This is a genomic window from Streptomyces sp. NPDC002588, assembly GCF_040295925.1.
Taxonomy (GTDB): domain Bacteria; phylum Actinomycetota; class Actinomycetes; order Streptomycetales; family Streptomycetaceae; genus Streptomyces.
In genome coordinates, this window is record NZ_JBEOWF010000042.1 from 42870 (window position 1) to 56746 (window position 13877).

General features: G+C 71.8%; 16 protein-coding genes. 11 read left to right on the forward strand and 5 right to left on the reverse strand.

Going from position 1 to position 13877, the window contains the following annotated elements; genetic code table 11:
• Window positions 1–51: 51 nt before the first annotated feature.
• Complete coding sequence (locus tag ABT057_RS37025) at window positions 52–648, forward strand: TetR/AcrR family transcriptional regulator (protein ID WP_352348281.1); 597 nt, start codon at window positions 52–54, stop codon at window positions 646–648.
• Window positions 649–774: 126 nt separating this feature from the next.
• Window positions 775–1275 (forward strand): GtrA family protein, encoded by a 501-nt coding sequence (locus ABT057_RS37030; RefSeq protein WP_352348282.1) that lies wholly within the window; start codon window positions 775–777, stop codon window positions 1273–1275.
• A gap of 14 nt (window positions 1276–1289) precedes the next feature.
• Here ABT057_RS37030 and ABT057_RS37035 read toward each other — a convergent pair whose 3' ends face one another.
• The gene (locus tag ABT057_RS37035) at window positions 1290–2153 is read right to left on the reverse strand and encodes an SDR family oxidoreductase (RefSeq protein ID WP_352348332.1); all 864 of its coding nucleotides are present in this window, start codon (window positions 2151–2153) and stop codon (window positions 1290–1292) included.
• A gap of 140 nt (window positions 2154–2293) precedes the next feature.
• On the opposite strand from ABT057_RS37035, the gene ABT057_RS37040 reads away from it, so the two are divergent.
• Window positions 2294–3034, forward strand: coding sequence for a TetR/AcrR family transcriptional regulator (locus ABT057_RS37040; protein WP_352348283.1), 741 nt, complete (start codon window positions 2294–2296; stop codon window positions 3032–3034).
• 50 nt (window positions 3035–3084) lie between these two features.
• Here the strand turns inward: ABT057_RS37040 and ABT057_RS37045 are convergent, their stop codons facing one another.
• Entirely contained in the window at window positions 3085–3576 is a 492-nt protein-coding gene (locus ABT057_RS37045) for a MarR family winged helix-turn-helix transcriptional regulator (RefSeq protein ID WP_352348284.1), read from the reverse strand.
• Between the two features lie 148 nt (window positions 3577–3724).
• On the opposite strand from ABT057_RS37045, the gene ABT057_RS37050 reads away from it, so the two are divergent.
• Together ABT057_RS37050 and ABT057_RS37055 are read left to right on the forward strand one after the other, a co-directional pair.
• Window positions 3725–3883: a hypothetical protein gene (locus ABT057_RS37050; protein WP_352348285.1), complete on the forward strand. Its 159-nt coding sequence runs from the start codon at window positions 3725–3727 to the stop codon at window positions 3881–3883.
• Window positions 3884–4039: 156 nt separating this feature from the next.
• The gene (locus ABT057_RS37055) at window positions 4040–5308 is read left to right on the forward strand and encodes a sensor histidine kinase (protein WP_352348286.1); all 1269 of its coding nucleotides are present in this window, start codon (window positions 4040–4042) and stop codon (window positions 5306–5308) included.
• A gap of 178 nt (window positions 5309–5486) precedes the next feature.
• Here ABT057_RS37055 and ABT057_RS37060 read toward each other — a convergent pair whose 3' ends face one another.
• From ABT057_RS37060 to ABT057_RS37070, 3 genes are all read right to left on the reverse strand, one after another.
• Window positions 5487–6890, reverse strand: a complete 1404-nt coding sequence (locus tag ABT057_RS37060; protein ID WP_352348287.1) for an LCP family protein — start codon at window positions 6888–6890, stop codon at window positions 5487–5489.
• 326 nt (window positions 6891–7216) lie between these two features.
• Window positions 7217–7690: a carboxymuconolactone decarboxylase family protein gene (locus ABT057_RS37065; protein ID WP_352348288.1), complete on the reverse strand. Its 474-nt coding sequence runs from the start codon at window positions 7688–7690 to the stop codon at window positions 7217–7219.
• Window positions 7691–7821: 131 nt separating this feature from the next.
• Complete coding sequence (locus ABT057_RS37070) at window positions 7822–9516, reverse strand: lysyl oxidase family protein (RefSeq protein ID WP_352348289.1); 1695 nt, start codon at window positions 9514–9516, stop codon at window positions 7822–7824.
• A 308-nt stretch (window positions 9517–9824) separates the two neighbouring features.
• On the opposite strand from ABT057_RS37070, the gene ABT057_RS37075 reads away from it, so the two are divergent.
• The 6 genes from ABT057_RS37075 (at window position 9825) to ABT057_RS37100 (ending at window position 13835) form a co-directional block, all read left to right on the forward strand.
• Window positions 9825–10313: a GNAT family N-acetyltransferase gene (locus ABT057_RS37075; protein ID WP_352348290.1), complete on the forward strand. Its 489-nt coding sequence runs from the start codon at window positions 9825–9827 to the stop codon at window positions 10311–10313.
• 15 nt (window positions 10314–10328) lie between these two features.
• Window positions 10329–11354: a glycoside hydrolase family 26 protein gene (locus tag ABT057_RS37080; RefSeq protein WP_352348291.1), complete on the forward strand. Its 1026-nt coding sequence runs from the start codon at window positions 10329–10331 to the stop codon at window positions 11352–11354.
• A gap of 64 nt (window positions 11355–11418) precedes the next feature.
• Entirely contained in the window at window positions 11419–12222 is an 804-nt protein-coding gene (locus ABT057_RS37085; protein ID WP_352348292.1) for a M23 family metallopeptidase, read from the forward strand.
• Between the two features lie 42 nt (window positions 12223–12264).
• Window positions 12265–12756 (forward strand): GNAT family N-acetyltransferase, encoded by a 492-nt coding sequence (locus ABT057_RS37090; protein WP_352348293.1) that lies wholly within the window; start codon window positions 12265–12267, stop codon window positions 12754–12756.
• A 116-nt stretch (window positions 12757–12872) separates the two neighbouring features.
• A complete protein-coding gene (locus tag ABT057_RS37095; RefSeq protein ID WP_352348294.1) occupies window positions 12873–13391 on the forward strand; it encodes an FxLYD domain-containing protein in 519 nt (172 codons plus the stop codon).
• A gap of 126 nt (window positions 13392–13517) precedes the next feature.
• A complete protein-coding gene (locus tag ABT057_RS37100; protein ID WP_352348295.1) occupies window positions 13518–13835 on the forward strand; it encodes an SCO0607 family lipoprotein in 318 nt (105 codons plus the stop codon).
• The last annotated feature ends 42 nt before the right edge of the window (window positions 13836–13877 follow it).

Here is a 13877-nt window from a genome sequence, read left to right on the forward strand (position 1 = left end):
ACGCTCGACCACACACGCTCGACAACAGAGGAAGCGAGGGGAGCGAAGGCCATGAACGACAGCGGCACCGGCACCGGCCCGGGACGCGCGGTCCGGCCCAAGCGGGCGGACGCCCGGCGCAACGAGGAGACCCTGCTCGACGCCGCCGCGTCGGTGTTCGTCGCCTCGGGCGTGGAGGCCCCGGTACGCGACATCGCGGCCAGGGCCGGCGTCGGCACGGCCACGATCTACCGCCACTTCCCGACCCGGGCGGACCTCATCATCGCCGTCTACCGGCACCAGGTGGAGGCCTGCGCGGACGCGGGCCCGGCCCTCCTGAGCACCGGCCCCACGCCCTACGCCGCCCTCAGGCAGTGGATCGGCCTCTTCGTCGACTTCCTGGTCACCAAGCACGGCCTGGCCGCCGTCCTGCAGTCCGACGAGGCCGGCTTCGAGGCACTGCACGCGTACTTCCTGGACCGCCTCGTGCCCGTGTGCGGCGAACTGCTCGAAGCCGCGGCCGCCGCCGACGAGATCCACGCCGACATCACCGCCCTCGAACTCATGCGCGGCGTCGGCAACCTCTGCATCGGCGCGGAGGACAACCCCCTCTACAACGCGCGCCGACTGGTCGAGATCCTGATCGCGGGCCTGCACCGCCGGCACTGACGACCCCACCCCGGAAGAGGTGCTTGCGTAACTCAAGCAATCTATTTATAGTTGCCTGAGTTAAGCAAGCTAAGTGCTGCCGAGGTGCTGTGCCCCGTCACGGCCGCCGCTGCGGAAGGACCAGCCGTGAAGACGCTCCCCACCCCCACCACCACGCCGAACGCGGCACCCACCGGCCCCTTCGCCTCCTTCGTCCGCTTCGTCGTCTTCGGCGGAGGCACCGGAGTCCTCTGCAGCCTCGCGGTCCCCCTGCTGGCCGCCCTCATGCCCTGGACCCTGGCGAACGCCCTGATCACGATCGCCTCGACCCTCCTGTGCACCGAACTCCACGCCCGCTACACCTTCCGCACCGGGCGCCGGGCGGGCTGGCGCCGCCACTGGCAGTCGGCGGGCTCGGCGGCGGCGGCCTACGCGGCGACCAGCATCGCGGTCCTCACCCTGCACGCCCTCCAGTCCTCCCCGAGCATGCTCACGGAACAGGTGGTCTACCTCTCGGCCTCCGCCCTGGCCGGCACAGGCCGCTTCCTGCTCCTGCGGCTGGTGGTCTTCACCACCACCGAGACCCGGAGCACCCCCCGCCCCCGCCCGGCCACGACCGTCCTCCCGCGCCCCGCCCTCTCGGTCTGAGATCCGGGACCGGATCAGCCGCCGGCCAGCCGCTCGCGCAGCACCGCGCCCAGGGTGGCGGGTTCGCGGCCTATCAGGGTGGCCAGCGTGGGGTCGACGGTGGCGAACTCGCCGGCACGGCTGGCGGCGAAGATGCCCAGCAGCTGATCGGCCGTCTCCGCCGGAACGCCCTGGCCCACCATCCCCTCGCGGAAGTCGTCGTCGGATGCGACGGTCCTCGTCATCGGACGGCCGGTGACCTCGGCGGCGATGCCGGCGATGTCCTCGAAGGTGAGCGCCCGCCCTCCGGTGAGCGGTGGCGTGGGGCCGTCGAAGCAGCCCTCGTCGGCCAGGATCGCGGCGGTCGCGTCGGCGAGGTCGGCGTGCGCGGTCCAGCTGACCGGCCCGTCCGCGGGGAGCACGAGCCGGCCCGACTCCACCGCGTGGCCGAGGAAGTGCGCCGCGCTGGTGGCGTAGAAGCCGTTGCGCAGCGAGGTGAACGGGACGCCGCAGGCGCGCAGCATCTCCTCGGTGGCGGCGTGGTCACGGCATGCCTGGAAGGCCGACGCCGCGCCGGCCCCCATCTGGCTGGTGTAGAGGATGCGACGGGCGCCTGCCGCCACGGCCGCTTCGATCGCGGTCCGGTGCTGCTCGACGCACTCCTCGCCCATCTTGTCGACGGAGACGATGAGCACCTGGGAGGCGCCCTCGAAGGCGTGGGCGAGGCCGGCGGCGTCGGTGAAACCGCCCTTCCTCACCCGCACCCCCCGGTCGGCGAAGGCCTGCGCCTTCCGCGGGTCGCGGACGCTGACGCCGACCCGGTCGGCCGGCACCCGCGCGAGCAGCCTCTCGACGATCTGCCGCCCCAGCTGTCCGGTGGCTCCGGTCACGATGATCATGATGCGCTCCAGTGTTGTGGCCATGCGATTCCAGCGATTCCGGTGGTTCCGGCGACCCGACGGCCGATGGTTCCAGTGGAATCACTATCAAGGTATCACTGTTACTAACGATGGAATCGCCGACGCGGTATCGTTGTTCCGTGCCCTCACCTTCACGCGACGGAACGGACTCCGCCGCCAAGTCCGACACGGCGTCCCCGGCCCGGGAGCAGACCCGGCAGCGGGTCGTCGAGGCCGCCATCGACCTGTTGACGCGCGGGGGCCGCGACGCGGTCACCACCCGCGCGGTCGCCGAGGCGGCGGGCCTGCAGCCGCCGGCCATCTACCGGCTGTTCGGCGACAAGGACGGGCTGCTCGACGCGGTGGCCGAGCACGGCTTCGCCGCCTTCATCGCCACCAAGCACGTCGACCCCGACCCCCAGGACCCCATCGAGGACCTGCGGGCGGGCTGGGACGTCGCGGTCGAGTTCGGTCTGGCCAACCCCGCGCTGTTCACGCTCATGTACACCGAACCCACCAGGACCGCCTCGGCCGCCTTCGAAGCAGGCATGGAGATCCTGATGGGCCGCATCCGGCGCCTGGCCGCGGGCGGCTGGCTCCGCGTGAACGACGAGCTCGCGGCCCAGATCATCCACGCCACGGCGCGCGGCGCGGTGCTCACCTGGCTGTCGCTGCCCGAGGACCGGCGCGACCCCGCCCTGCTGACCACTCTGCGGGAGTCCATGGTCGCCGCCGTCACCAACCGGCAGCCGGCCGTGCAGGACGCGGGTCCGGCGGGCGCCGCCCGCGCCCTGCGCGCCGCACTGCCCGAACAGACCGCCCTCAGCGGCGCGGAGCAACACCTGCTGGGGGAGTGGCTGAACCGCCTCGCCGACGGCTGACCGCCGGCGGTCCGTACGTCCTCATCGGACGCTCACGGCGCAAGGACCCCTCAGGCCCCCTCCATAGGCATCTCCGCATGCGCCACGAAATCCTTCACCAGCCGCTCGAAGAGGGAGGCGAGTTCGTGGAGGTCGCCCGGGTTCCAGTCGGCCAGAGCCGCCTGCATGCCCCGCAGGCCTGCCGCGCGGACGCGGTCCACCGCGGTGCGGCCGGACTCGGTGAGGCGGATGAGCTGGGCGCGGCGGTCGTCGGGGTCGGGGACCCGGGCGACGAGACCGGCCTGTTCCATCTGCCGCAGCTGACGGGTGACATGGGACGCCTCGACCGACAGGCGCATCGCCAGCATGCCGGGACGCAGCAGCTCGTTCTCGGCGAGGTGCCGCAGGATAGCCACGGCGGCGCGGTCCAGCGGGAGGCCGGCCAGCGCCATCAGCCGCTCGTGCTGGCGGGCGCGTCCGGCCAGGTAGGTGATGCGGGTGAGGGCCTGTTCGATGGCGATCACATCGGCGGATACCGGCGCTGCGGGTGGCGGTGACGTCATTACTTCACAGTACATATGGTTGCGTGACTCAAGCAAGATCCCGGTCGGAACACACAGCGAACCCAGATGCTTGCTTGACTTAAGTAAGTCAATATGGTTGCCTAACTTAAGCAACGACCGCCCCAGACGTCCCACAGGAGCGTCCGCCATGCCGCACGCCACCGCCACCATCGCCCCCGCCCGGAAGGCCCGCACCCGCCGGACCACGCACCACCGCCCCGGTCCGGTACGGCCGTCCCCCGCACGCCCCGTCTTGACCGTCATGCCCCTCTGGCAGGCCCTGGCCACCGACGGACTGCACCCGTGATCACCCCGCCGGTCTGCCTCCTCCTGCCGCTCGCCCTCGCCGTCGGCTCATCCGCCTTCGCCGCCGCCTGGCGCGGCTGGGGCCACCACGGCGACTGACCCCCTCGTCCCCCTCCCCCGACCGATCGCCCAGGTCGAGCGACAGGACCCCCACTCCATGAGCTCCCAGCCCCACAGATTCCCCGGATCTCCCAGACCCCTGCCCCGCCCCGCCGACGCCGTTCTCGCCGCCGCGCTCTTCGCCTGCTCCTTTCCCGGCAGCGTGGTCACCTTTCCCGGCCAGGATCTGGGCGTCCCCTGGTGGCCCGGTGTCGTGCTCGCCGGATTCGCCTGTACCGCGCTCGCCTGGCGCCGCACGCACCCCCGCCGTACGGTCCTGGTCACCCTCGGCTGCGCGGTCGTCGCCTCCGCGCTCGGATATCTGCTCACCGTGCTGCTGCTGGCGCCCCTCATGCTCGCCCTGTACTCCCTCGCCGCGGCCACCGACCGCCGTACCGCCAACACCTTCACCGTCACCGGCATCGCGCTGCTGGTCGGCACCGGGCTCCTCGCGGGACCGCCCGGCGAACCCCTCGTCCTGAAACTGCTCGGGCCCACCGCCTGGCTGCTGCTGCCGACCTCCCTCGGTACGGTGAACCGGCTGCGCACGGCCTATCTGGACGCCGTGCGGACCCGTGCCGAGCACGCCGAACGCACCCGGGAGGAGGAGGCGCGCCGCCGGGTCGCCGAGGAGCGGATGCGCATCGCCCGCGATCTGCACGACGTCGTCGCCCACCACCTCGTCCTGGCCCACCTCCAGGCGGGCGCCGTGGCACGCCAGTTGCCCGCCCGCCCCGAGGACGCCGCCCGTCTCACCGCCGACCTGGCCGGCACCACCGCCTCCGCGCTGCGCGAACTCAAGGCCACGGTGGGGCTGTTGCGGCAGGCGGACACCGCGGCGGCGGACACCGACGGCACCGACGGCACCGACGCGGACGACCGGCCCCTCGGGACCACGCCCGGACTCGCCCAGCTGCCCGAACTCGCCGCCTCGTTCCGGGGCGCCGGTCTCGAGGTCACCCTCGTCACCCAGGGCGAGCCCCGCCCGCTGACCAGCGGCGCGGACCTCACGGCGTACCGGATCGTGCAGGAGGCCCTCACCAACGTCACCAAGCACGCCGCCACCTGCACCGCGGAGGTACGGCTCGTCTACACGGGTGACCGGCTCGCGCTCACGATCGTCGACAACGGCGGCCCCGGGACGGCGAAACGCCCCGCGGCGGCACCCGACGGCGGTTACGGGCTCCTCGGGATGCACGAGCGGGCCCGGTCGGCGGGCGGGCTGGTACGGACCGGACACCGGCCGCAGGGCGGCTTCGAGGTCGTCACCGAACTGCCGTTGCAGGCAGGGAACACGGGCAGAACGAACGAGTCCCACCCCGCCTGACACGGGATGGGACTCGTCATCGGAGCGCCGGGCAGGCCTTGCACCTGCATCTCCCCGCAGGAAGCGGGGCGTCTTTCCTTGGACCACCAACGCAGAGGTCGTTCACCGTTTCTGTTTCCCGGTGACCGGCTCGAGATCAACTTTACCTCATCCCGAGGGCCGTCGCGACCACCGATGATCAAGCGACGTCGTCGACCTTCAGCTCCGGTCCGACGACGAGGGTGACCACGCCCGCCGCGGCCGAGGCGTCCTCCACCGCGCTCACGCCCGGCAGGCGGGAGGCGAGGGCGGCGGCCTGGCGCTGCAGGCCGGGCGGGTAGGTGACCGTCGTCTTCGTGGCCGTCCCGGGGGCGTTGCCGGTGCCGGCGAGGCTGTAGCCGGCGTCGGTCAGACGCTCGCCGACGGCGGCGGCGCGGCCGCCGATTCCGGTGCCGTTGAGGACCTGAACCTTCACCGAGGAGGCGTACACCACGTCCTTCTTGGCCGCTTCCACCTGCGCCTTGGTGACCTCCTTGTCCTTGGCCAGGGAGGTGAACAGGTCGGCGGCCTGCGGGTACTGCCAGACGACGTTGGCCTTGTCGCTCGGCTCGTCGGCCTCCCGGCCGTAGTTGGGCACGGTCAGGAAGCTCAGCCGGTCGCTCGGAATCCCCTTCAGCTCGTTCGCCAGCCCGTACAGGGGCTGGATGCCGGCCAGGTCGGGGTCCGCGGTGAGGGACTTGGTGACGGACTGCAGGAAGCCGTACATCGCGTCGGCGTCCGTCAGCTTGGACTTGGCCTTCTTCGCCATGGCGTCCATGAACTCCTGCTGACGGCCGATGCGTCCGATGTCGGAGCCGTCGCCGATGCTGTAGCGGGTGCGGACGTAGCCGAGCGCCTTCTCGCCCTTGATCGTCTGGCAGCCGGCGGGCAGGTCCAGATGGGACTTCGTGTCGTGGATGGCCTGCTCAGGACAGACCTCTATGCCGTCCAGCGCGTCGACCATCCCCTTGAAGCCGGAGAAGTCGATCGACATGAAGTGGTCGATGCGCAGGCCGGTGTTGGACTCGATGGTCTTGATGCTGCACGCGGCCGCCTCGGCGACCTTGCCGCCGGTGCCGCCGAGCGCGAACGCCTCGTTGATCTTGAAGTGGTGCGGGGAGGACGTGCTGCCGTCGCCCTTCTCGCAGGAAGGTATCTCCACATAGGAGTCGCGCGGGAAGGAGACCACCGACGCCCACTCGCGGTTCGCCGGGATGTGCAGCACCATCAGGGTGTCCGACTGCATGGTCGTCAGGTCCTTGCCGTACTTGGCGTTGGCGCCGTCCCGGCTGTCGGATCCCACCAGCATGATGTTCTTCGAGCCCGGCGACAGGTTCACCGGGCGGTCCCCGCCCAGCTTGTCGTCCACGTCGGCCTGCTGGATGTTGCTGTTGAGGTCCTGGTAGATCCAGGCACCGACACCGCCGACACCGAGGACGACGAGCGCGGTCACCCCGGAGCCCCAGGCGAGGATCCGGCCCCGCCGGGTCAGCCTGGTGCCGCCGCCCCCGTTCCCGCGCCCCCGCGCCGCCGGAGCGTGTCCACGCCTTCTCGTGCCACTCATCGGCGTTCGCTCCTTAGCATCGGCCGCTTTCCCCGTACACCGTGCTCGGACCACGGGCGTTGGTCACCGCCGAACGCCGGAACCCTACACGCAAGGGTGAGTACGTCCGGCGAGCACAGACGTCTCAGGAGACGAGCGGAAGCGCGGGAGGGTTGCCCCGCCTCCGAGGGACGGCACCGTCCCGGGTGACGCACCCTCACGCTGCCGGACGGGCACGTCGACCGAGGTGGCATCACCCAGCAGACGTTCCGGCCGCCGAGGGATGTGACGAACGGGGGTTGTCACATCCCTCGGCGTCGGCCGGTCGGCGACCGCCGGCCCGGCCGTCAGCCGAACATGCCGGGCTGGTAGTCGCCCGCGGGCTGCTGGACGACGATGTTGAGCCGGTTGTACGCGTTGATCAGGGCGATCAGGGAGACCAGCGCGGCGAGCTGGTCCTCGTCGTAGTGCTTGGCGGCGGCCTCCCAGACCTCGTCCGTGACACCGCCCGCCGCGTCCGCGATGCGGGTGCCCTGCTCGGTCAGCTCCAGGGCGGCGCGCTCGGCCTCGGTGAAGCAGGTGGCTTCCCTCCAGGCCGCGACCAGATGCAGACGCTGCACGGTCTCACCGGCGGCGGTGGCGTCCTTGGTGTGCATGTCGGTGCAGAAGCCGCAGCCGTTGATCTGGCTGGCGCGGATCTTCACCAGCTCCTGCGTCGCGTGCGGCAGCGTCGAGTCCGAGACCGCCTTCCCTGCCGAGTTGATGTACCGCAGGAACTTGCCGGCGATCGGGTTGGCGAAAAGGTTCAGACGGGCTTCCATCGTGGGCTCCTGTGCCGTTGTCGAGATGGCTACACCCCTATGACTCGGCGGAGCGGAGCAATGTGACAGCGGAGGATGTGACCTGGGTCACACATGGGTCACATCCTCCGCGGGCCGTCGCCCCTGGTGGGTTACGGCGCGTTGATCAGGTCGACCGGCGGGACCTTCACCGTGCGGTTGCCGGGCGTGCCGCCGAGGATCACCTTGCGGTACGAGATGTTGTTCTTGGTGCTGGTCTCCTTCAGACGGTTGGCCGGGTTCGCGACGACCTGGATGTAGTAGGTGCCGTTCGGCAGGTCGGTGACGTCGAAGGACTGGCCGGGCCGGTACTGGGTGTACGTGTCACCGGAGCCGACGTCGAGGACCTCGCGGACGGAGATGGAGTTCCGCTCGCCGCAGGCGGTCGACAGGTCGGTGTTGTAGGGGTGCCAGTTGGCGTTCTTCACCGTGTAGTCGATCGCGTCGGTGTTGGCGAGGCAGAACGCCTCCTTGCCGCTCTTGACGATGTCCTTCTTGTCCGCGGACAGCAGGTGGTAGCTGGCGAAGTCCGTGAAGTGCCAGTGCTCGTGGCCGACGCGCGGGTCCCACTCCATGGTGCCGGCGGGGGCGTAGCCGATCTGCTTGCCCTTGGCGTCGTAGAAGTACTGGTACGAGTCCATGAGTTCGGCGCCCGGCTTGCGGAAGCCGTCCACGACGAGGGGAGCGGGGCCCGCGTTCCACACGTTGGCGCTGAAGGCCAGGTAGTCCTTGCCGGGGGCGTCGCCGTCCTCGCCGTCGCTGATCGCGATGTCCCAGGCGGGCAGTGAACGCAGGTCCGGCTTGGGCGCGTTCGCCGGGACGCTCGCCCGGCCGACGGGCCGCTTGGTGGCGGCCTTCAGGGCGGGCGCGATGCGCGAGCCGTCGGTGTGGCCCGCGCCGTCGCCGAGGTGGTGGGCGAGACCACGGTCCTCGAGGGCGTGCGAGAGCGCGGAGGGGGTGGGGGCGTCGGCGCCGCGCGGGCCGTACTGGTGCTCGTGCCCGCCGGACATGCCGGCCATCCCCGGCATGTCCGCCATCCCGGCCATGTCGTGGGCCCCGCCGCGGGCGGTGAGGCCGACGCCGCCGCCCTCGCCGTCGGTGACCTCGCGGACGGTCAGCTTGACGGTCGGCTGGTCGTTGGGGATGCCGAACAGGTCGCGGTACTTCTTCGCCACCGCCACCTTGGCGGTGTACTCGCCCGCGGGCAGGTCCACCGGCCTGTCGTAGTCGAAGGCGGAGGTGTTGGCCGCCCAGCCCTTCTCGACGCCCCAGACCGAGCCGAGGGTGAAGGGGTTGGTGGAGCAGCTCTCCGGATAGTGCGAGGTGGCCGGGGCGTCCGGGCGCAGCCGGCCGGAGGCGTTGTTCGGGCAGAAGGTGCCCTTGGTCTTCACCACCTCCGCCCCGGCGGCGTTCTTGATGGAGACCTCCAGGAAGCCGGGCAGGCCGCTGAAGTCCTTCAGCAGCCCGGCGGGCAGTTTCCTCGTCGTCGTCCGCGATCCGCTGCGGAGGATCTGCTGGGCGACGATCGGGTCCTTGTACGACTTGCGGGTCACCTTGAGCTCCAGCGGAGCGTTGTCGGCGGTGACGTATGTGCCGAGGTCGAGGTAGACCCCGGGCTGGCCCTGGTACCGGTCGGCGGTCACGCTCTTCGACGCGGCGACGAGCTTCAGCTTCGGCGTGCCGGGCGGGTTCGCCGGCGCGGCCCCGGCGCCGGGAGCGGACCCGGCGACGGCGGCCACGACGGTGAACGCGGCCGCGGCGGCGAACGCCGTGCGCTTGAGGCCCTTGCGGTGCTGCAGTCTGGTCATCGGTTCCTCGTCTGCGAGTGCCCTGGTCAGGGGCATCGGACTGGACAGCCCAGATCCCGGCCGGGTCTCACACACCCCACACACCCCGGCCATGGCTATGAGCACCCTGTGAGAGAGGTAAACGGTGTCTTCGGGTTGCCTGTCGGGCGAGAAACCGTGTCAGCGGCCGCGGCGGAAGCGGGTCACGGGCCGTACCGGCTCTTCAGGTGGTGCGGGAAGTCGCGCGGTCGGATGTGCCCGCGTCCGGCGGGGAGTCGCCGGGGACCCCGGCAGGGGCTGCCGCCGCGTTCGCCCGTAGCATCGCCGGCATGACGGACTGGGGGACACGGGCTGCCACGGCGGCGGACGTCGAGGCGCTGGTGGAGGTGCGGGCGGTGGCGATGCGGGCCGATCTGGAGCGGCTCGGGCGTTACGACGAGCACCGGGTGCGGCAGCGGATGCGCGACGGGTTCGTGGCCGCGCACACCCGGGTCATCGAGGTCGACGGGGCCCTCGCCGGAAGTGTGGCCCTGCGCCCGGCGGACGACGCGCACTGGCTGGAGCACTTCTACCTCGCCCCGCACGCCCAGGGCCGGGGCATCGGCGGCGCCGTGCTCGCCGCCCTCCTCGACACCGCCGACCGGGAGGGTCACCGGGTCCGGCTCAACGTGCTCCAGGGCAGCCCGGCCCGGCGCCTGTACGAGCGCCACGGATTCGTACTGGAGCGCGAGGACCCGGTGGACGTGTACCTGGTGCGGGAACCGCGTCCCCGGTACGGGTGGTTCGGGGGCGAATCCGGCGTACGGGTGGGGGCGTGAGGTCATCATGAGCCGGTGCACGAACCGGTTGCCCCTTCCTCCCCTCGCTCCCCGCGCGCGCTGCTGACCCTCCTCCTCGTCGCCCTCGTCCTGCTCGCGGGGCCCGCCTGTGTCCCCGGCGGGAAGCGGGCGACCGGGGCTCCCGACGCGAAGGCGGCGAACAGTCCGCCCACCGCGCCCTTCGGGGCCTATCTCGGATACGGCTCCGACGGGGTGCGGCGGCTCTCGGAGCTCGACGGCTGGCTGGGCCCGGCCACCCCCCGGGTCGCACACGCCTACCTTCCGGGCGACCGGTGGTACAACATCGAGGGGGCGCCCAACGATCTCGACCACTGGGCGCGGTGGCGCAGGGCCCGCTCGGACCGGCTGTTCGTGCTCAACGTGCCGATGCTGGATCGCGCGGAGGCGCACCTGTCCGACGGGGAGGTGCGCGAGCTGTTGCACAGGGGTGCGGACGGCGCGTACGACGGACACTTCCGCAGGCTCGCCCGGCGGCTGGTCTCGCTCGGGGTGCCGGACACCGTGCTGGTCGTGGGCTGGGAGATGAACGGGATCACGTACACCCACCGCTGTGGGCCGGACCCGGGCGCCTGGAAGGCGTACTGGGTGCGGATCGTCGAGGCCATGCGGTCGGTGGCCGGGCAGCGGTTCCGCTTCGAGTTCGCGCCCAACCGGGGGCGCGACGCCATTCCGTGGACCGCGTGCTACCCGGGCGACCGGTACGTCGACGTCGTCGGCATGGACGCCTACGACCAGCCGCACGGCATGTCCTTCGGTCAGCAGCGCGACGAGCCGTACGGTCTCGCCGCGCACGTGAGGTTCGCGCGGGCGCACCACAAGGCGTTCGCGTACCCCGAGTGGGGGCTGTTCCGCAACGGCGACAACCCGGCCTATGTGCGCGGGATGCTCGGCTGGTTCGCCCGGCAGCGGCCGATGTACCAGACCATCAGCGACTACTGCCCGCACGGTGTGTGGCGGTGCTCCGAGAACCCGAGGTCGTCGGACACGTACCGCAGGCTGATGACGGGGCCGTTCGGCTGAAACCCGGCCGCGTGTCCGGCGGGCTGCCGCACCCTTGCACCACGACCGGTCTGATGATCCCAAGATGCGACGAGAACCCTTGGCGTCTTCGGTGCGCCTCCCGCGGACCCGCCTCGCCGCGGCGACGGCCGGGCTGTCCTGCCTGCTGGTCCTGGCCTCCGGTGCGGCGTCCGGTGCGGCGTCGGATCTGCCTCCGCGGACGACGCCGGCCGACGCCGTCCGCGCCCACGAGGCCGCCCGCGCACGCGTCGACCGGCTGCGGGCGGCCGAGGCCCGGCCCGCCGAGCTGGCCGGCGCCGAGCGCCGCCGCAAGACGGTCCGCGACGGCCTGTGGGACCTGCTGCGGGCGGTCGGACGGAACGCCGGCGACCCCGTCGCCGTCGACGCGTCCGGACACGAGGGCCACTGTCCCGTGCACCGGCGGGGCCGCCCGCCCCACCACCGCACCGGCGGCCCCTGGACCGCCCCGACCCGCGGCTACTGGCTCTCCGCCGGCTACGCCGCCCGCGGCACCCGCTGGGCCCGCCGCCACACCGGCCAGGACTTCGCGGTGGGCACGGGCACCCCCGTGTACGCCGTCGGACCGGGCAGCGTGTACGCCACCACCTGCGGCGACGGCTTCGGCAACCAGGTCGTGATCCGGCACCCCGACGGCTACTTCACCCAGTACGCCCACCTCTCCCGCATCGACGTCCGCAAGGACGACCGGGTCTCGCCGGGCACCCGGATCGGCCTGGCCGGCGCCACCGGCAACGTGACCGGCCCGCACCTGCACTTCGAGGTCCGCATCACGCCGTACCTCGGCTCATCGGTGTCGCCGCTGCCGTGGCTGCGGAGGAAGAACGTGGACGTGGCCTCCGAGCGGTAAAGGACGTGACAGGGCGCGGCCCCGTGAACCATGCTCCCGGGCATGATCCGCACCGCGACCGTCCACGACGTCCCCGAGATCCGGGCCATGATCGGCGAACTCGCCGCCTACCACAGGGAGACCGAGCAGGCCCGCGCCACCGAGGAGCAGCTGCGCGAGGCGCTGTTCGGCGACCTGCCCGCCGCGTACGCGCTGATCGCCCAGGACGACGGGACGGACCGGGCGGTCGGGTTCGCCCTGTGGTTCCCCAGCTTCTCCACCTGGACCGGCGTTCGGGGCATGCACCTGGAGGATCTGTTCGTCCGCCCGGCCGCGCGCGGCGCCGGCCACGGCAAGGCGCTGCTCGCCGCCCTGGCCGCGGTGTGCACCCGCAGTGGCTTCGAGCGGTTCGAGTGGTGCGTCCTGGCCTGGAACGAGCCGACGATCGAGTTCTACAAGTCGATCGGCGTCCAGGTCATCGACGACTGGAGGGTCTGCCACCTCACCGGCGAGCCCCTCGCCGCGCTCGCCGCGCAGGCTCCGCCGGTCGGCTGAGGTCCCGCAGTCCGCCGAGGCTCTTCCGGGTGACCCGGCATGCGCACGCGCCCGGCCGCGCCTTCACTGGAGGAAGGCCCTCAAAAACGGGCCCCCGGGAACCACCAGGAGGCACGATGCCCCGCACCCAGGGCGTGCTGCTGCTGACCGCGGCGGTGTGCTGCGCCGCCGTCCTCACCGGCTGCTCGGACGACAACACCCCCTCGTCCGTGTCGTCGGCCGCCAGCAAGGCCGCCTCCGCGGCCGAGTCACTGGGCAGCCGGGCCTCCGCGGCCGCGTCCTCCCTCGCCTCCGAGGCCGAGTCGGCGTTCGCGTCGGCGACGGCGGAGGCGGGCCGCCGGCTCGACGGCATCACGAACGGCGTGGACGTGACGTCCGACGTCGAGCTCGGCGGCACGGCCACGGACAAGGACGGCCGTTCCACGGTCGAGGTCACCGCCACCAACACCACCGACGCCACCAAGTCCTTCGCCGTCCAGGTCGACTTCACCGACTCCTCCGGCGAGCGCCTCGACACGGTCGTCGTCACCCTCTCCGACGTGCCCGCCGGCAAGAAGGCCACGGCGACGGCCCGCAGCAACCGCGACCTCCCGGGCGAGGTGAAGACCGAGGTGGCACGGGCGGTGCGCTATTGACGGCGCCGAGTCGAGTAGGGCCTCCCACCGCTCCTGAGTACGGGTACTCAGGAGAGATCCACGCGGCTCCCGCAGTCTGGTTCCACAAGCCGACCGGGCCGACCAGGCCGACCTGAGGGAGTCACCGTGACCAGCAAGTCCACCCGCCGCCGTGTCCGCCGCGCGCTGGGCCTCACCCTGGTGGCCGCCACCGCCGCCGGACTGTTGTCCGCCTGCTCGTTCTCCATGGCGGACGCCCAGTGCGGCGGCGGTGAGTACCCGGTCCTGGCCGTCAACAGCAGCGGCGGCGCATGTGTGGAAAACGGCCAGGAGCCGCCGAAGGGGTACGCCCGCTACCCCGAGGGCAAGGCCCCCGAGACCGTCGGCGACAAGTGGGACAAGTACTGGAGCACCCGGACCGTCGACGAGAACGGGAAGATCGTCGCGATCCCCGAGGGCCAGTGAACAGGCAATCTCTTGACCAGGATTGACGAACCGTTGACCACT

Coding starts and splice junctions, on each gene's coding strand:
- ABT057_RS37060 (WP_352348287.1), bottom strand. CDS start 6,890: ATGAGTGGCACGAGAAGGCGTGGACACGCTCCGGCGGCGCGGGGGCGC.
- ABT057_RS37045 (WP_352348284.1), bottom strand. CDS start 3,576: ATGACGTCACCGCCACCCGCAGCGCCGGTATCCGCCGATGTGATCGCC.
- ABT057_RS37035 (WP_352348332.1), bottom strand. CDS start 2,153: ATGATCATCGTGACCGGAGCCACCGGACAGCTGGGGCGGCAGATCGTC.
- ABT057_RS37025 (WP_352348281.1), top strand. CDS start 52: ATGAACGACAGCGGCACCGGCACCGGCCCGGGACGCGCGGTCCGGCCC.
- ABT057_RS37090 (WP_352348293.1), top strand. CDS start 12,265: ATGATCCGCACCGCGACCGTCCACGACGTCCCCGAGATCCGGGCCATG.
- ABT057_RS37095 (WP_352348294.1), top strand. CDS start 12,873: ATGCCCCGCACCCAGGGCGTGCTGCTGCTGACCGCGGCGGTGTGCTGC.
- ABT057_RS37070 (WP_352348289.1), bottom strand. CDS start 9,516: ATGACCAGACTGCAGCACCGCAAGGGCCTCAAGCGCACGGCGTTCGCC.
- ABT057_RS37075 (WP_352348290.1), top strand. CDS start 9,825: ATGACGGACTGGGGGACACGGGCTGCCACGGCGGCGGACGTCGAGGCG.
- ABT057_RS37065 (WP_352348288.1), bottom strand. CDS start 7,690: ATGGAAGCCCGTCTGAACCTTTTCGCCAACCCGATCGCCGGCAAGTTC.
- ABT057_RS37055 (WP_352348286.1), top strand. CDS start 4,040: ATGAGCTCCCAGCCCCACAGATTCCCCGGATCTCCCAGACCCCTGCCC.
- ABT057_RS37050 (WP_352348285.1), top strand. CDS start 3,725: ATGCCGCACGCCACCGCCACCATCGCCCCCGCCCGGAAGGCCCGCACC.
- ABT057_RS37085 (WP_352348292.1), top strand. CDS start 11,419: ATGCGACGAGAACCCTTGGCGTCTTCGGTGCGCCTCCCGCGGACCCGC.